Annotated in this window: 17 protein-coding genes; 8 read left to right on the top strand and 9 right to left on the bottom strand. The window is 56.5% G+C overall.

The genetic code is table 11. The annotated features are described in order from the left end of the window. Positions 1-37: 37 nt before the first annotated feature. Entirely contained in the window at positions 38-733 is a 696-nt protein-coding gene (locus tag QWU00_RS08410; protein WP_035379708.1) for a VIT1/CCC1 transporter family protein, read from the bottom strand. Positions 734-927: 194 nt separating this feature from the next. On the opposite strand from QWU00_RS08410, the gene QWU00_RS08405 reads away from it, so the two are divergent. The 3 genes from QWU00_RS08405 (at position 928) to chrA (ending at position 3288) form a co-directional block, all read left to right on the top strand. Further along, on the top strand, positions 928-1515 hold the full coding sequence (locus QWU00_RS08405; protein ID WP_035379741.1) for a cytochrome b: 588 nt from the start codon (positions 928-930) through the stop codon (positions 1513-1515). Positions 1516-1553: 38 nt separating this feature from the next. Then, complete coding sequence (locus QWU00_RS08400) at positions 1554-1925, top strand: RcnB family protein (protein ID WP_231551657.1); 372 nt, start codon at positions 1554-1556, stop codon at positions 1923-1925. A gap of 136 nt (positions 1926-2061) precedes the next feature. Next, positions 2062-3288, top strand: coding sequence for a chromate efflux transporter (gene chrA, locus QWU00_RS08395; RefSeq protein ID WP_035379710.1), 1227 nt, complete (start codon positions 2062-2064; stop codon positions 3286-3288). A gap of 165 nt (positions 3289-3453) precedes the next feature. On the opposite strand, the gene QWU00_RS08390 is transcribed toward chrA, so the two are convergent. From QWU00_RS08390 to QWU00_RS08360, 7 genes are all read right to left on the bottom strand, one after another. Further along, entirely contained in the window at positions 3454-4779 is a 1326-nt protein-coding gene (locus QWU00_RS08390; RefSeq protein ID WP_035379712.1) for a sensor histidine kinase, read from the bottom strand. Beyond that, positions 4776-5444, bottom strand: coding sequence for a response regulator transcription factor (locus QWU00_RS08385; RefSeq protein ID WP_035379714.1), 669 nt, complete (start codon positions 5442-5444; stop codon positions 4776-4778). Before QWU00_RS08385 ends, QWU00_RS08390 begins: the two co-directional genes overlap by 4 nt. Beyond that, positions 5441-8518, bottom strand: coding sequence for an efflux RND transporter permease subunit (locus QWU00_RS08380; protein WP_035379745.1), 3078 nt, complete (start codon positions 8516-8518; stop codon positions 5441-5443). The genes QWU00_RS08385 and QWU00_RS08380 overlap by 4 nt, the downstream gene beginning before the upstream one ends. Before the next feature lie 7 nt (positions 8519-8525). Beyond that, complete coding sequence (locus QWU00_RS08375) at positions 8526-9722, bottom strand: efflux RND transporter periplasmic adaptor subunit (RefSeq protein ID WP_231551658.1); 1197 nt, start codon at positions 9720-9722, stop codon at positions 8526-8528. Continuing rightward, positions 9719-10894 carry a TolC family protein gene (locus QWU00_RS08370; RefSeq protein WP_052051309.1) on the bottom strand — a complete coding sequence of 392 codons (1176 nt, stop codon included), beginning with the start codon at positions 10892-10894 and terminating at the stop codon, positions 9719-9721. Before QWU00_RS08370 ends, QWU00_RS08375 begins: the two co-directional genes overlap by 4 nt. 657 nt (positions 10895-11551) lie before the next feature. Then, positions 11552-11878, bottom strand: coding sequence for a transposase (locus tag QWU00_RS08365; RefSeq protein ID WP_052051307.1), 327 nt, complete (start codon positions 11876-11878; stop codon positions 11552-11554). 270 nt (positions 11879-12148) lie between these two features. Continuing rightward, positions 12149-12523, bottom strand: a complete 375-nt coding sequence (locus QWU00_RS08360; protein WP_456303478.1) for an SDR family oxidoreductase — start codon at positions 12521-12523, stop codon at positions 12149-12151. On the opposite strand from QWU00_RS08360, the gene QWU00_RS08355 reads away from it, so the two are divergent. Continuing rightward, positions 12480-12737: a LysR substrate-binding domain-containing protein gene (locus QWU00_RS08355; RefSeq protein WP_197056315.1), complete on the top strand. Its 258-nt coding sequence runs from the start codon at positions 12480-12482 to the stop codon at positions 12735-12737. The genes QWU00_RS08360 and QWU00_RS08355 overlap by 44 nt on opposite strands. A gap of 206 nt (positions 12738-12943) precedes the next feature. On the opposite strand, the gene QWU00_RS08350 is transcribed toward QWU00_RS08355, so the two are convergent. Further along, complete coding sequence (locus tag QWU00_RS08350) at positions 12944-13546, bottom strand: cytochrome b (protein ID WP_304651035.1); 603 nt, start codon at positions 13544-13546, stop codon at positions 12944-12946. Between the two features lie 163 nt (positions 13547-13709). On the opposite strand from QWU00_RS08350, the gene QWU00_RS08345 reads away from it, so the two are divergent. From QWU00_RS08345 to QWU00_RS08330, 4 genes are all read left to right on the top strand, one after another. Further along, complete coding sequence (locus tag QWU00_RS08345) at positions 13710-14405, top strand: VIT1/CCC1 transporter family protein (protein WP_035379753.1); 696 nt, start codon at positions 13710-13712, stop codon at positions 14403-14405. A gap of 77 nt (positions 14406-14482) precedes the next feature. Beyond that, positions 14483-14836: an ArsR/SmtB family transcription factor gene (locus QWU00_RS08340; protein WP_035379755.1), complete on the top strand. Its 354-nt coding sequence runs from the start codon at positions 14483-14485 to the stop codon at positions 14834-14836. Next, positions 14833-15255 carry an arsenate reductase (glutaredoxin) gene (arsC, locus tag QWU00_RS08335; protein WP_035379718.1) on the top strand — a complete coding sequence of 141 codons (423 nt, stop codon included), beginning with the start codon at positions 14833-14835 and terminating at the stop codon, positions 15253-15255. The genes QWU00_RS08340 and arsC overlap by 4 nt, the downstream gene beginning before the upstream one ends. Next, a complete protein-coding gene (locus tag QWU00_RS08330) occupies positions 15255-16550 on the top strand; it encodes an arsenic transporter (protein ID WP_035379720.1) in 1296 nt (431 codons plus the stop codon). The genes arsC and QWU00_RS08330 overlap by 1 nt, the downstream gene beginning before the upstream one ends. The last annotated feature ends 8 nt before the right edge of the window (positions 16551-16558 follow it).

Genomic DNA, 16558 nt, shown 5'->3' with positions numbered 1-16558 from the left:
TGCCATCGATGGGTATCTTTTGAAAGCTGCTGCTGCGTTACACGCCGAACAGGTGTCCGATCCCGCCGGTGATGATCATCGCCACAATACCCCAGAACGTCACGCGCAGCGCAGGGCGCAGAGGGGGAGCGCCACCGGCGACTGCACCAACGATACCCAGAACGGCGAGAACCACGACGGACGTCAGGGAGACGCTCCAGGACACCCACGAAATGGGAGCCAGAACAGCCGCCAGAACGGGCAGCACCGCCCCTGACGAAAAGGCAGAAGCCGAAGCGAAGGCCGCCTGGATGGGTCTGGCCGCTGTGGCTTCCGAAAGGCCCAGTTCATCTCGGGCATGAGCGCCGAGGGCATCATGCTGCATGAGGGCGACGGCCACCGTGTGGGAGAGATCTGCATCCAGCCCACGCTGCTGATAGATCCCTGCCAACTCAGTCACTTCGCCGTCCCAGTCCGTAGCCAGTTCCTGTTTTTCACGGGCGATATCGGCCTGTTCTGAATCCCGCTGGGAACTGACCGAAACATACTCCCCGGCTGCCATGGAGAGGGCGCCAGCCACAAGCGCGGATAATCCTGCGATGAGGATACTGCCGTGTGTCGCGTGAGAACTGGCAACACCAACAATCAGACTTCCAGTGGAGAGTGTTCCATCATTAGCGCCGAGGACGGCGGCGCGCAGCCAGCCCAGTTTCTCGACAGCATGACGTTCAGAGAGAGGATGAAGTCGCGACATAAGATTATCCGTTGGCAATCTAAATTGTGTTCAGGAATAGGTCTTCAATTTCCAGATGACAACAAATAATTAATTCTAATATTGCGAGTTACTTTCAATGGAATTTATTATTTATCATTCCTGTTTGTTCAGGTTCCCGTCAGGTTTGGTGTGATATGAACTACAGTCTCTTCACCGTTATCTGGGAGAAAGGCATGCCTGACGTGGCGCCGGATATCACGCATACCCTGCGCTATGACAGGCCGACGATTGCCCTTCACTGGGCAACCGTCTTTCTGGTGCTGTTTCAGTTCGCTCTTGGCGAAAGCTGGGGCTGGCCTGCAAAACCGGTTCATCATCTGATGGTCATTGCGCATCTGACAGCGGGCATCCTGCTGACGGCAATCATGGCGTTCCGCATTGCCTGGCGCCTGACGAAAGGTCGGCATCTATCGGACCTGCTGCGGCCGCTCGACCGTTTCTTTGCGCTGGGCGTGGAATATACGCTCTACGTGCTGCTTCTGGCTGAAATCGTGCTCGGCTACCTCTGGCGATGGGGAGCAGGACAGGCCATGAGTTTTTTTGGCCTCCTGATACCCTCACCTTTTACCCGCTTCCCGGCTTTGCTACTTTATTGGATTCAAACCATCCATCACTGGAACGCATGGTTGATTGTCGCGATCGCAACAGGCCATGGTATGGCGGCAGCGTTCCATCAGGTTATTCTGAAAGACGGGGTTTTAGGCCGTATGATGCTGCGTGGAGATCAAGGCGCCAATCCTCTGTTCACACAAAAGCCGTAAGGCCGTGCTTTGTTGATGAGTTTCATATGGAGGTGCCTGTGACAAAACGATTCACGACAGTTCTCCTGTCAGTCAGCCTGTTTATGACCTATTCCGCTGCCTATGCAGACCCTCCCTGGGCACGTGGAGGGCATGACCATCACGATAAGGGTCATGGCTATGGCCACATGAAACATTGGCGGAGAGGCGACTATTATTCCGGCCCGCGTGAGCAGCGCTGGATGGTCAGTGACTGGCGGAGACGGCGGGGGCTCTGGGCTCCTCCTGCGGGTTACTACTGGATGCAGTCAGGCGGACAGTATCTTCTGATGGCTGCAGCAACCGGTCTTATCGCAGGGGTTGTCGCTGCCACTGTTGGTTCCGAAGCGCCAGCCTACCCGACAGCACCGGGTTATGCTTCGCCTTATTGAGGGAGAAATGGTTACCATTCCTCGCAGACTTATGCAGACTTTTTGTGATTGCAGGAGTCGATCTGTTAACATAGCGTTCTTAAAATGGGTACGATATCTGCCTTGAACCTGTCCGGAATTTAAAGGGCTCACCCCGATGACCACCGCGCCCTGTGGTCGAGCGCCAGAACGTCAACGAACGGCCACTGCATGGGCAGTTCTGTTTATTTTCCTCCGGCTGGGCGTGACCTGCTTTGGCGGACCGATCGCGCATATCGGGTATTTCCGCAATGAATTTGTCGTCCAACGGCGGTGGCTTGATGAGCGCGCCTATGCGGATCTTGTGGGGCTCTGTCAGTTTCTGCCCGGTCCGGTGAGCAGTCAGGTGGGATTTTCCATTGGTCTGATGCGGGCGGGCTATTTTGGCGGCGTCGCCGCATGGACCGGCTTTACTCTGCCTTCGGCGTTCGCCCTTGTTCTCTTTGCTTATAGCGCGAGCGCGCTAGTAGGACCGATTGGCCTTGGTCTTTTGCATGGATTGAAGCTCGTCGCCGTGGCAATCGTCGCACAGGCCGTGTGGGGCATGGCACGTACGCTGTGTCCAGATCGGGGTCGTGCATCCATCGCGGTGGTGGCCGCGCTCATCATTCTGTTTGTCACCTCGCCCTTTGCCCAGATCGGCGCTATAGCCATCGGTGGCATTGTCGGCCTATGGTTCTGTCGCGCTCTTCCGACATCGGACATCGGACATGTCGCCGTGCCCGTATCGCGCCGTGTCGGGGCGGCTGCGCTTCTGGCCTTTGTGGTGCTGCTCTTCGCTCTCCCTATTCTCGGCGGCCATGGCGCGCCTGGGAGATTTTCACTGTTCGATGCCTTCTACCGGTCTGGCGCACTCGTGTTTGGCGGCGGTCATGTGGTACTACCATTGCTCCATGAAGCCTTTGTGACACCAGGTCTGGTCAGTGACGATGTCTTTCTCGCCGGTTATAGCGCCGCACAGGCGGTTCCGGGGCCGCTCTTCACGTTTGCGGCCTATCTCGGCGTGATCGTCAAGCAATCGCCCCACGGTGTGCCAGGCGCCTTCCTAGCCCTGTTTGGCATCTTTCTGCCGGGTATCCTGATCCTCATCGGTGTACTGCCCTTCTGGGATTCCTTCCGCAGCCGTCCCGCAGCGCAGGCAATCATGCGTGGTGTCAATGCAACGGTTGTGGGCCTGCTGGGCGCCGCGTTGTACACGCCGGTCTGGACAAGTGCGGTCAAATCGTCGGGAGATTTTGGACTCGTGCTTGTCGGCTTTGTTTTACTGACAGTCTGGCGAGCGCCACCACTGTTCGTAGTTGTTCTCGGTGCAGTGGGAGGAATCGTTCTGGGACAAATAACGTAGTGAAAAACTGGACATGGAATTTGGTCAACTATGGAATGCACTACGTGGATGCTTCGACGTCGTGTATTCCGAAATGCAACGTCTCGGCAGACGCGAACTGTTTAATCCTAGGATCTGATAGATAGAGCGTCAGATTTCCTGGTCCGCTCAGACGTAATCTTTGATCTAATTGACCTGCAATCGAACTGTCACCAGGACGCCTCTGTCCGTTCCAGGTATAGGCGAACTCACCACCATGTCGGCATGCAGCTGCTGAGCTATCTGTCGCGCAATCGCCATGCCGAGGCCGCTGCCTTCGGCATCGGTCTTTCCTCTGACGAAAGGCTTTTCCATATCCCGCAAAATTTCAGATGGCAGCTGTTCGCAATCATTGCAGATCAGGACTTTATGATCTTGCGTGATGATCACACTGACGGCTTGCGCAGATGAACCATGAAGAACGGCGTTTTCGAGAAGATTGCGAAACAGGATACCTGTTGCATCCATATCGCCCCGGATCATGAGATGAGATGCTCCAGAAAATTCAATCGGCTGGTTTTTTTCCCGCTCAAGTTCTTCTGCCAGAAATCGAATGACAGGCACCAGATCGAACATGTTCCCGGTCAGAGCGATCCCTGATGTCGCTCTTGAAAGCTGAAGCAGCTTTTCCATCATCCGGCCAATTCTGCGGGCCTGCTGCATGATGATCGTTGCACGCTCTTCATAGTCCGACCCTACAAGAAAATTCCTGAGAACCTGAACCTGTGCAAGAAGCGCTCCTACTGGATTGCGTAGTTCATGGGCTGCGTTGGCCGCAAAAGCGCGCTCTGTCGAAAGCGCCATTTTCAGACGTTCAAGCAGAAGATTGACGGCCGAGTGAATGGACACCAGTTCTTCGGGGAGATCCAATGGGGGAACGGGGGCCAGATTCGATCCTCCCCGGCTCCTGATTTCCTGCTGAAGGCTGGTCAGAGGACGCATGGCGCGACGGACACGCCAGCGGACCAGAACCCAGATCGCCGGGAAAAATATTACCATTGGCAGAACTGAAATCAGAATAGCCCGCCTGACAGCTTCATTTCTGTGAAAAGTCGGCTCACCCACCAGAATGTAATGGCGACCAGACGCTGATGGTACGACATACACTCTGAATAATGAGATGTTGTAAAATCCTGACTTCAGACGTGGTACGAATAGTGTCTCCGGCGCATTCTGTGACCTGACCTCAAGGCGACCGTCCGATGTGGTGATCTGGTAGGCCAGCGTTCGCCGGTTCACCCCGGGGAGTTGCGCAATCTGACCACCTGGGGTGACGGAAGCCCTGTCGGTTTTGTCCAGTTCACTGATGACAAACTCCAGACGCTCGGCCACTTCCTGTAACGAGTTGTCAAGACGCTCCGTAACTTCATAGCGGGTAAAGGCCGCAACAAGAATACTGAGAAGCACCAGTGCGCCAAGCACGATGATCAGTGTTCCGGACACGATACGGGACGCCAGACTCCAGCGCTTCATCGGGACGTGTTCTCCGCGAGACAATAGCCTCTACCCCTGACTGTCATGATCAGACCAGGTCCGGTTTTCTTCCTTATCCTGCTGACGAAAACTTCAATGGCGTTGCTTTCCACATCGTCACTAAGACCATAAAGGGCGTCTTCAATCTGCTCACGACTGCAGACTGCTCCAGGCCGGCGCGCAAGAAGTTCGACAATAGCCCATTCACGCGCAGACAGATCAACTGTCTGGCCATCGCGTTCAAGCTGACGGCGCGCGAGGTCTATTCTGATAGTGCCCACCATGACCACATTGTCTGGAAGGGCCGCGTAACGCCTGGCAACAGCGTCGATACGGGCAACGAGTTCGTCGAGATCATAAGGTTTGACAATATAATCATCTGCGCCTTCTGACAGCCCCGCGATCCTGTCACTGACCTGATCCTGAGCTGTGGTGATCAGGATGGCCAGAGATGAACAGTCCCGCCGGATTTCCCGTAGCAGATCCCGACCATTACCGTCTGGAAGACCAAGATCCAGTAGTAGGAAATCATAAGAAGAGGCAATCAGGGCTGCCCGGGCATCGGTCAGGGTTTTGAACCAGTCGACGACATGTCCGGCCTGGCGGACGCGGTCTCTTACGGCCGAGCCCAGAGCGGGTTCGTCTTCGATAATCAGGATTTTCATGCGATGCGATTTTTCATGATACGTGCGTAGAGAGAGGGCAGCACAAGCAATGTCAGGAGTGTCGAGGAGATCAGACCACCAATGACGACGGTCGCCAGAGGGCGTTCAACTTCGGCACCGGCACTGGTCGAGACTGCCATGGGAATGAAACCAAGACTGGCGACCAGCGCTGTCGCCATGACCGGCCGGAAACGTTCTTCCGCGGCTTCATACGCGGCACGAGCAGCATCCCGGCCTGCCACGCGCAGGGAATTAATGGCGGTGACGAGTACCACGCCATTCAGAACCGCCACACCGAACAGCGCAATAAACCCGATCCCCGCGGAGACGCTGAATGGCAGGCCACGCAGAGCGAGGGCCAGGATGCCACCTGTCGCGGCAACTGGCAGATTGACGAAAACAAGCCCGGCCAGCCAGACGGAATTCAGCGCAACGACAAGCAGGGCAAAAATCAATACCAATGCAATCGGCACGACAACTCCCAGACGTGCCATGGCTGACTTCAGGTTCTGGAACTGACCCGCCCACACGATGCGATAACCGGGAGGCATGGTGATTTTTCTGCTGACTGCCTTCTGTGCTTCGGCAACAAAGGAGCTGAGGTCTCGCCCACGAACATTGGCCTGCACGATCAGACGACGGCGGATATTATCCCGGCTGATACGGGGAGGACCGTCCTGTACCGTGACCCCCGCGATCTCTGAAAGCAGGACCGCTCCTCGGCCATCGGCGCGGCGGACCCTCAGGCGGGCGATCTGGTCACGTGTGCCTGCCTGGGCAGGATCGAAACGGACCTGCGTGCTGATCAGTGCGTTACCGACTGTGACGGGCCGTCCAATATGACCGCCGACCGCTTCAACTACGTTTAGAAGTTCCTGCTGGGAAATACCCAGCCGCGCCGCCTTTCGACGATCAATGTCGATATGGATGAAAGAAACGGTGCCGTCTCCCTGTGGAGCCACGTCAGCCGCACCGGGAATGGTTTTCATGACACTCGCTACCCTGTCCCCCAGCCGCGCCAGCGTAGCGAGATCATCCCCATAGATCGAAACGGCAATCTGGGTCCTGACACCGGACAGGAGGTCATCCATCCGCATCTGCACTGGCTGACTCCATGACTGCTCCATTCCGGGCAGTTCAGTGCTCAGCACCTGACTCATCGCCGTAACGAGCCCCTCCTGCGTATGCGCCGTGGTCCACTGTGATGGTGGCCTCAGAAAAATGAAACTGTCTGTCTCGTTAACGCCCATCGGATCAGTCGGAATGGCTGATGTTCCTGTGTTGCTCACAACGCTGGTGACCTCGGGAAAGCGACGCAGGATACGCTCCTGAAGGTTGACTTCCTTCAAGGCCTCGGGCAGCGAAATGCCGGGCAGTCGTGTCGTAGTTACCGTCAGGGCCCCTTCGTCGAGAGACGGAATGAACTCGCCACCCAGATGCAGGCCGATCCAGACAGAAAAAGCAAAAATCGCGAAAGTTGTGCCAAACAGGGTCCGTGGTCGGTTTTCACACCAGTTCAGCATGGGACCATAACCACGACGAAGAAAAGCAACCAGACGGGTATCGTCATGATGGCTTGCAGACCTCATCGCCAAAGCCGCAATCACCGGTATCCCGACAACACAGTAAAACAGAGAGGCCAACAGCGCCATGATGACCGTCTGCGCCATGGGGCGGAACATTTTGCCTTCGATGTCCTGCAATGTCAGGATCGGCAGATAGACCATCACAATGACAAGAATGCCGAAACTTACGGGACGGAGTACTTCGGTTGCTGCTGAGACTGCGAGAGAAGCCGGCGACGTATTCTGTCCACTGGCCCTGTCACGAGCACGATGGGTCATGAAATTTTCGACCACGACGAGGGAACTATCGACGATCATGCCGAAGTCGATGGCACCAAGACTGAGTAGATTGGCGGAAATTCCGAACCATCGCATGCCGGCCATTGCACAGACGAGCGCAAACGGGATGACTGACGCGATGACCAGTGACGCCCGCCAGTCACCGATCACCACGATCAGAACACTGATGACCAGGAGTGCTCCAACGACAAGATTTTCTTTCACGGTCCTGATGGTGCTGTCTGTCAGCGTTGAACGCACGTAATAAGGGTCAAGCGTCACACCTTTAGGAAGAGATTGACGAATGCCGGGAAGTGCTGCTTCGATGGCGGCTAAGGTGGTGTCGGAACTCGCTCCCATGCGCATCATGATGACGCCAATGACAACCTCGCCCTGACCATCACGCGTGACGGCACCCAGTCGTGTTCTCGGTCCCATGGAAATGTGCCCGACATCCCGCAGGAAAATGGCGGAACCGTTAGTGTTGGCCCGGACGGGAATGGACCCAAAGTCATCAAGTGAACCGATCAGGCCGCGTCCGACAACGATCTGCTGTTCTTCACCATGCTCAATCCATCCACCTCCTGATGCGGAGTTATTGCCATCCACCGCCCGGAAGACGTCATCAACTGACACACCCAGTGCCATAAGGCGGGCCTGATCGAGAGCGACCTGAAATGTCTGTTCGGCACCACCGTTCACGTTCACGTCCACGACGCCCGGAACCAGTTTCAACTGCGGTGCGACAGTCCATGTCATCAGACGGTTCAGATCCATCAGCGAATAACCGTCGCCTTTGATCTGCAACTGCATGATTTCACCAAGCCCTGTAGCGAGTGGCCCGATATTCACACTGACTCCCGGCACAGATATCATGCCTCTGGCCTGCTGAATCCGTTCTTCCACACGAGCACGGTCAAGATTGATGTCCGTCTCATCCGCGAACTGGATGTAAACGACCGAGACTCCTGAACGGGAGACCGACCGTAGATCTGTCATCTCCGGGATGCCGGCCATACTGGCCTCGATCGGAAAGGTGATCAGCCGTTCGACTTCTTCCGTAGCGAGGCCGGGAGCAACAACGGAAACGAGCACCTGCCGGGGCGAAATGTCGGGCACGGCTTCCACGGGAAGGCCACGCACGATCATACACCCGGCGATGAATGTCAGGAAGATTACCCCAAGGACTAGCCAGCGTCGGGTCTGCAGGGCGGAGAGAACGCTACGCATGACGCTCTCAGTCTCCATCATTCATATCTGACACCAGCATCACCGCCTTCAGGGCGAATGCGCCTTGCGTTACGATCCGCTCACCTGCGGAGAGGCCAGAGGTAATGACTTTCTGTCCATTGCCCGTAGCACCAACATGCACTTCCTGTGGCCGAAACCGGTTTGGACTCACCGGCACAAATACAGTGCTTACGCCGTTGATTTCTGTGACAGCGTTCTCCGGCACAATGATGCCTGCCGTCTTTTCGCGTGTTGGCAGATGGGTATTGAGAAACATGCCTGGATGAAGACTGCCATCTGGATTGGGGGCCGTGCTTATGACGCGGACGAGGCCTGTGACCGGATCCGCCATGCTCCCTACCGAAGTTATTTTCGATTTCAGTAATGTCGTCCCTGTGTCCGATGTGAGTTCGGTGGTCTGTTCGCCGCCCTGGACCACCTGAGCGGCATCCTGAGGCAGGATGTCAGAAACAATCCATACCGATGACATGTCTGTCAGGCCTATCAGTTCCGTCGCAGGGGAAATGTCGTCAGCAACGCCAACGAACACACTCTGTACTTCTGCTGTGGTCGGGGCAATGATTGACGATGTCTCGTCCAGCGGACTGGTCTGGGCTTTATCTGATTCCGTAACGGAGTTGTATTCTTCTTCAAGTTGATGCTTCAGCGTATCTACATCAGCCTGTCGGGCTATAACATCGTCTTTTGCTGCCTGGAATATGGCCAGGCGACGCCTGGTCTCTCCTGCTGCAACTGTTGTTCCTTCCAGTTCATGCCCCCGGTGGTAGGCTGACGCTGCATTCTGAGAGGCCGCATACGCTGTCGTCAGTGCCGCCTGTGCTCTTGTCATTTCAAGGCGGACCAGATGTAATGAATGATCCTGATAGGTAAGAAGCGTCTCTCCTTTATGCACATGCTGACCAGGTACCACAGCAACATTCAGAACTTTACCGGACCCTGCTGGGTGAATACGGACGACATGCCCCGCCTCGGCTGTGACGGTTCCCATTGCATCCAGATTTTTTGCGAGTGTACCACTCCTTGCGATCGAGATTACCAGAGCAGAATTCTTCTGCGCCGCCTCTCCCATTACGACAATCGGCGCACTGCCGGCGGCTCGTGCAGGCGGCTCAGTAATGCGAAAAATAATCATGACACAGAGTAAATATTTCCAGTCTTTCATGGAGGCAGATGAAATAGTCACTGGAATTCTCCTGCGGCGATCAATGTTCGTATGATGGCAGCGTGCCAGGCAACTTCCGCCTGATTGCGGAGCTGCAAAGCACTGCTGGCAGCGGATCTGGCTCGTAACAGTTCGACCAATGATGTCTCACCGACCTGCCATGATCGATTCATCTCATTTGCGCGCCTGTTCATATTCTCAGCGGACAGAACAGAATTTCTGAACATATCTTTCGTGGCCGTCAGATGAGAAAAAACCTGAGCAAGTTCCTGCCTGACATTGCGGCGAGCCTGCTGCTCCTGACTGATAGCCGCTGCCAGCTTGTTGCGGGCGTCCGCTTCCATGGGAACGTTGCGGACATCGCTGGGAAGCGGGATGGAAACTGTTACCCCCACGCGGTCGTCCCACGGGCTGCCATACTGTTTTTCGTGAACTGCAGCTACGCCAACTTCAGGGTTCGGCATGAAAGAGGTTTTGGCGAGATGCACGCCAGCTTCTGCTGTATGCACGGCCTGACGGGCGGCTCTGACGCGAGGATCATTATTTTCGAGGGCTTCGGCAGAGAAGAGTCCGTGATGCGCTAACGCCACATTGTCAAATGAGAGGATATCGGGGACGGCCGGGCGACCCAGCAAGATACGAAGCGCTGAGGTCGCTGTCTCGACCTGCTCTTCAGACTGGGAATATTCATTGGCTGCATTTGCGATTTCAGAAGCGATGATCTGCTGATCGGCAAGAGTCATCTCCCCGATGTGCTTCCCATGGATTACTGAGGCCCGGATTTTTTCCAGTGTGTCTTTCTGGATGCGTGCGATTGCCAGTCGGCGCTGAGCCATAACGACGTTGGCTGATGTATCCAGAACTCTGATGGCCACCGCCATTCGCGCCACATGCAGCCGTTCCTGGATGGTAAGCGCTTCTGCTCTGGCAACTCCCACAGTTGCGCTACCTTGTCCAGGAAGCCAAAAAGGAACAGACACACCACCCTGGTAGGTTGTGTATCCTTCGTTACTACCTATGGCATGGTCATCAAAATACTGGCCTGACACAGTTGGACCACCAGCAAACCACGACCTAGCAGCCACAGCCCGTCTTGATGCCGAGTGATAATTTGTAGTCAATTCATTGCGATCAGGATCAATAGACCAGGCATCTTCTACGGCCTGAGTAAATGTGAAATTCTCGGCTTTCACTTCTGAAGAAAACCCAAAAGAAGCTAAGAAAAACAGAAAAACAAACAAGATATGAAATATATCAGCTTCTACGATACATATGATCGTTAGTTTTGACCTAAATTTTACAGTCAGAGAATCGATACTTTGACCACACATAAAATTCCGCCGATTGTATGTTTCATCATGAGAAAGGACTGCGATAGAATTGTTATTATAGCAGATGAAGCTGACAACTCCCTGAACGGCTATACCGATTACCTGATTGAGAATTCACGGATATCCACAATGCCTATTTGTGGGAGATCACCACAACAACAGCTTCTTTCAATCATGCCAGTCGTGACTAGACCGCCAAGACCCAGTTTTTAAGCCACTGCTATTATATCCACTTTTTTCGTTAAGTATTTGTTCGTTTTCGTTTCTTACATAAAAAACAAAACGGGAAATCGGGCATCTCAATAGGTTATCTTTAAGAGGAGCCAGCAGTGTTGAATGGCTACCCAAGGTAGCATTCAACAGCTGGCAAGGGGGAGAAATCTCCCTAATACTGTTCATTTAGAGGTAATAATGACGATTTCGGGCTGATAGGGTGGAGGCTCGCCGCGATGGCGTGATTTTCCGCGACTGCTGACGACGCGCTCTTCAAGAATCTCAAGCAGGATATTCTGGCACGCTTTATTTCTCTGCCGAGGGGGAAAGCAGGACCATATGGCCTATCTTGCGGCGTATGACCTGCAGGCTATGGGTGAATGACAGCCGGTCTGGATCTTCTCTTACCTTCAACGCCGCTTCATGCATCAGGCTTCGTATCGTGAAATGTGCAAGCATCAGGCCGTGGAATTCCTGACGAACAAGTTCCGGTGTTTTGCTCCTCAAGCACAGACGCGCGCCGCGCAGATGGGTCTTGAGTTCGTCGAACGCGGTCTCGATCTCCCAACGCTCGTGATAAAATGCCGCCAGATCGCAAGCAAGTGCGTGTGCCGGATCAAGGATCGTCGTCACCAGCGTGTAGGTTTAGTCGCCATTCTCCACGCCGTCCAATCGATAGCGCAGGACACGGACCGGGAGAGGTTCCAAGGGGGCGCCGCCACTGCGTTCCGAACGGCGCCAGGTATTCAGTTCGCTACGCCACGAGCCATCGGGCAAGCGCACGGGCAGCCAGCGCGCCGAAGCCGCCGGAGGCCCCGGTGATGACGATGATCTGTTTCATGGCACGCAATCTTTCATGGAATAGGAGGCGCCCGGCACGGTGCCGGACGCCAGGGACTGGGTTCAGATGATTCCACCATTGGCGCGCAGCGTCTGGCCGTTGATCCACGCACCATCCGGGCCGGACAGGAAGGCGACGCTGGCGGCGATGTCCTCGGGCTGGCCCAGCTGCTCCAGCGGGGCGAGCTTCGACAGACGGTCGATGAGTTCGGGTGATTTTCCGTTCAGAAACAGATCCGTCGCAGTCGGTCCGGGGGCCACCGCGTTGACGGTGATGGCGCGGCCACGCAGTTCTTTCGCCAGAATGCTCGTCAGAGCCTCCACTGCGTCCTTGGTGGCGGCATAGACGCCGTAGCCCGGCTGCAGCAGTCCCGTGACGCTGGACGAGAAATTGATGATCCGCCCGCCGTCATGCAGCCGCTTGGCGGCCTCGCGCATCGTGTTGAACGTGCCCTTCAGGTTCGGGCTGATCCAGGTTCCTCGTTACCATGTCGAACGGGATCTGGTGCAGGGGACTCTCGTGACGATTCTGCCCGATTCTCCACCATCGCCGACGCCAGTCTCATTGCTCTATCCGCGCAACCGGCAGCTCTCACCACGGGTGCGCGTGTTCATCGACTGGGTTGCCGGACTGTTTCCCAAAACGACTTAGCAGCGGCCAAATGCCTTATCCGATGCATCGGCGTATGCGGGCCTCGCCTCGGCGGAGGCGACCATTAATTCAGCACTTTCAAATGTCCGGGAAGGTCGGAACGGCGAAACGTCTGCTGTTCAACGGAAGCCGAAAAAAGCTGACGTTGTTGGCGGCCCAGCATCACGGTGTGCCCAGTCATACAATCAGACAGGATACTGACCGCCTCACTGACGGAGCAAGAAACACTGCGGCAACATGCGCCCGAGAACTTTGTCCTTCAGGACGAACTGATGAAAAAGCGCCGCCGCGCCATGGCCTGTCGCAAAGCCCATGATCAGCCAGGCGTTCCACTCATGCAGCGTGTGAAGCCACGTCACGGTTTCCGCCGGGAACCGTGCAAACGGGGATGGGATCAGGAGGTCGAAAAAACTCATCGTCTGCCCGGCACCCCATCGCCAGAGATAGCCCAGCAAGATTTCCGCCAGAAGCAGCACATAGAGCGTGTACTCTGCTCCAAGGGCGAATACCCGGTCCACAGGCACGAGAAGGTCCGACAGATGCCGGCCTTTCGTCAGACGCCAGACAATGCGGAACACCATAATTGCGGTCAGCAGGATGCCGGCTGTCAGATGCGCGACCACCATCAGATGATGGACGGGTTTTGTTGGCCAGTTCCAGGTTTCGCCAAGAGCTAACTGAAGCAGCACCAGAAAGGCCGTCATCCAGTGAAGGATGATCGTCGGCCTGTCGTAACGCAGCAGGCTATCCGTGATGTCCGGCGTTGAATAAGGCATATACGTCTCGGCAAAAAAGAACCCTGAATCCACTTCCGTATCATGCTTACCTGACAGGATTCTGAACAGAACAGATTTTCCTAAAACATAAATAATATTGAAAATAACTCGCAATATCAGAATGAAATATCTGTTGTCGCGGCAAATGATGCATCTTAACCTTTATTTGTATTCACCAGAAGCAGCAGGTCATCTTATGTCGCGCCTCCATCCTTTGGCCGAACGTCATGCCGTCGAGAAACTGGGATGGCTGCGTGCGGCTGTTCTCGGCGCCAATGACGGAACGCTGTCGACCGGCAGCCTCATCGTCGGCGTTGCCAGTTCTCATGCGACACGCGGCAGCATTCTCGTCGCGGGACTGTCCGCGCTTGTCGCGGGCGCCCTGTCCATGGCGGCGGGCGAGTATGTCTCGGTCAGTTCCCAGGCCGATTCCGAACACGCCGACATCGCCCGCGAGAAACAGGAACTGGTCACGGACTGGGAGGGCGAAGTCACCGAACTGGCCGGGATTTATCAGAAGAGAGGGCTGGATAAAGACCTCTCGCGCAAGGTCGCCGTTGCCCTCATGAAGCATGATGCGCTCGGTGCCCATGCAAGGGATGAACTGGGTCTGTCCGAAGCCACGGCGGCAAGACCCATACAGGCGGCATTCGCCTCGGCAACCGCCTTTTCATCTGGAGCCTTGCTGCCCGTGCTCGCGGCGGTTCTGACCCCTGTGGCATGGGTGTCCTGGGGCGTGTCCCTGACGTCCGTCGTGGTTCTCGCTGTTCTGGGCGTCGTTGGCGCCATTGCCGGCGGTGCGGCGCCTTTGCGTCCAGCACTGCGTGTGACGTTCTGGGGTATTGTTGCGATGATCGTCACGGGCGGAATCGGCCGCCTGTTCGGCGTGTGACACCACGTTGCAAGCTCTGAACGGTGCATGCCCTCGGTAGTGTTGACTTCATCCAATATATCCGTGAACGTCGATTTATGGATACAGAATCCGCCCTCGCTGCCCTGAGCGCCCTGTCGCAGTCCACACGGCTGGAGATCTTCCGCCTGCTGGTACGCCACGAACCGGACGGCCTGCCTGCGGGCGAGGTCGCGCGGTATCTCGGTGTCCCGCAAAACACGATCTCGGCCCATCTCGCCACCCTGACCCGCGCCGGTCTGCTGACCTCGCAACGCCATAGCCGGCTGATCGTCTATCGTGCGTGCCTTCCGCGCTTGCGCGACCTGATGCTCTTCCTCGTCAGAGACTGCTGTGCGGGCAACCCCGAACTCTGCGCGCCCCTGATCGCGACCCTGTCCTCCTGCTGCCCATCCCGGGAATCCTGCTCATGACCATCACGATCTACCACAACCCAGCCTGCGGCACGTCGCGCAACGTGCTGGCGCTGATCCGCAACAGCGGCGAGGACCCCTGCATCATCGAATATCTGAAAACCCCACCAAGCCGTGCGGAACTGGTCAGTCTGATCGCCCGTATGGGCGTTCCGGTGCGCTCGGTCCTGCGGGAAAAGGGCACGCCCTTTCACGAACTCGGCCTCGATAATCCGGCCCTGAGCGATGATGCGCTGATCGACGCCATGATGGCGTATCCGATCCTGATTAACCGGCCGATCGTCGTCACCCCCCTCGGTGCGGCACTCTGCCGTCCGTCCGAGACGGTTCTGGACATCCTGCCTAACCCGCAGAGAGGTGCTTTCGTCAAAGAGGACGGGGAGAAGATCGTCGATGAATCCGGCAAGCGGATCATCTGATGCTGGCGCTTCTGATTTTCGTTGCCACGCTGGTTTTTGTCATCTGGCAGCCTCGGGGGCTGGGTATCGGCTGGAGTGCCATGGCTGGTGCCGCCGTGGCCCTGGCGGCTGGTGTGATCCACTGGCACGACATTCCTGTCGTCTGGCACCTCGTCTGGGACGCAACCTTTACCTTCATCGCGCTGATCGTCATCTCGCTGTTGCTGGATGAGGCCGGGTTTTTCCATTGGGCCGCCCTGCACGTCGTGCGCTGGGGCAAAGGGCGAGGCCGGACGCTATTCCCGCTGATCGTGGTGCTGGGAGCGGCCATTGCAGCGGTTTTCGCCAATGACGGCGCAGCCCTGCTGCTCACGCCCATTGTCATCGCCATCCTCACTCAACTCCGCCTCAGTCCTGCTGCGGCCCTGGCCTTTATTGTCGCCACGGGCTTCGTCGCCGATACCACCAGCCTGCCGCTAGTGATTTCCAATCTGGTGAACATTGTCAGCGCGAATTTCTTCGGCATTGCGTTCGATCGCTATGCCGCGATCATGGTCCCTGTCGATCTGGTAGCACTTGGTGCAACGCTTGCCGTCCTGTGGCTGTGGTATCGGCGGCAGGTGCCTGCGACCTATCCCGTCGCCGAACTGCCAGCACCTGCCACGGCCATTCGTGACCACAATGTATTCCGGACGGCATTTCCGCTGCTGGCGCTCGTTCTGGCAGCCTATTTCCTGACAGCGCCGTTTCATATCCCGGTCTGTGTCGTGGCCTGTCTGGCCGCCGGAATCCTGTTGCTCGTCGCCGGATATGGCCGGGTGATTCCAGTTCGCAAGGTGCTGCGGGGCGCCCCGTGGCAGATCGTGATCTTCTCGTTGGGTATGTATCTGGTGGTGTATGGCCTGCGCAACGCCGGGCTGACCGACTACCTCGCAATCGTACTGGTCTGGCTCGGCCATCAGGGGCCGTTCATCGCCACCATCGGCACCGGCTTTCTGGCGGCTGTTCTGTCGTCCATCATGAACAATATGCCGAGTGTACTGGTCGGGGCGCTGGCGATCGAGCAGGCACACGACCTCACGCCGCTGACACGCGACCTGATGGTCTATGCCAATGTGATCGGCTGCGACCTCGGGCCGAAATTTACACCGATCGGCAGTCTCGCCACGTTGCTGTGGCTGCATGTGCTGGCATCCAAGAATCATCGGGTCACATGGGGGCAGTATATGAAGGTCGGACTGGTGATTACGCCGCCCGTCCTGCTGGCAACACTCGCGGCGCTGGCTCTGTGGCTGCCCTGGATCAGTCACCCGTAATGCACGAA

This window comes from Acetobacter tropicalis, assembly GCF_030644465.1.
GTDB lineage: Bacteria > Pseudomonadota > Alphaproteobacteria > Acetobacterales > Acetobacteraceae > Acetobacter > Acetobacter tropicalis.
This window is presented reverse-complemented; position numbering and strand designations above follow the sequence as displayed.

What these genes read in the sequence shown, in the direction of transcription:
- QWU00_RS08410 (WP_035379708.1), bottom strand. Translation starts at nt 733, where the DNA reads ATGTCGCGACTTCATCCTCTCTCTGAACGTCATGCTGTCGAGAAACTG.
- QWU00_RS08405 (WP_035379741.1), top strand. Translation starts at nt 928, where the DNA reads ATGCCTGACGTGGCGCCGGATATCACGCATACCCTGCGCTATGACAGG.
- chrA (WP_035379710.1), top strand. Translation starts at nt 2,062, where the DNA reads ATGACCACCGCGCCCTGTGGTCGAGCGCCAGAACGTCAACGAACGGCC.
- QWU00_RS08390 (WP_035379712.1), bottom strand. Translation starts at nt 4,779, where the DNA reads ATGAAGCGCTGGAGTCTGGCGTCCCGTATCGTGTCCGGAACACTGATC.
- QWU00_RS08385 (WP_035379714.1), bottom strand. Translation starts at nt 5,444, where the DNA reads ATGAAAATCCTGATTATCGAAGACGAACCCGCTCTGGGCTCGGCCGTA.
- QWU00_RS08380 (WP_035379745.1), bottom strand. Translation starts at nt 8,518, where the DNA reads ATGCGTAGCGTTCTCTCCGCCCTGCAGACCCGACGCTGGCTAGTCCTT.
- QWU00_RS08355 (WP_197056315.1), top strand. Translation starts at nt 12,480, where the DNA reads ATGATCCGCCCGCCGTCATGCAGCCGCTTGGCGGCCTCGCGCATCGTG.
- QWU00_RS08360 (WP_456303478.1), bottom strand. Translation starts at nt 12,523, where the DNA reads ATGCGCGAGGCCGCCAAGCGGCTGCATGACGGCGGGCGGATCATCAAT.
- QWU00_RS08345 (WP_035379753.1), top strand. Translation starts at nt 13,710, where the DNA reads ATGTCGCGCCTCCATCCTTTGGCCGAACGTCATGCCGTCGAGAAACTG.
- QWU00_RS08340 (WP_035379755.1), top strand. Translation starts at nt 14,483, where the DNA reads ATGGATACAGAATCCGCCCTCGCTGCCCTGAGCGCCCTGTCGCAGTCC.
- arsC (WP_035379718.1), top strand. Translation starts at nt 14,833, where the DNA reads ATGACCATCACGATCTACCACAACCCAGCCTGCGGCACGTCGCGCAAC.
- QWU00_RS08330 (WP_035379720.1), top strand. Translation starts at nt 15,255, where the DNA reads ATGCTGGCGCTTCTGATTTTCGTTGCCACGCTGGTTTTTGTCATCTGG.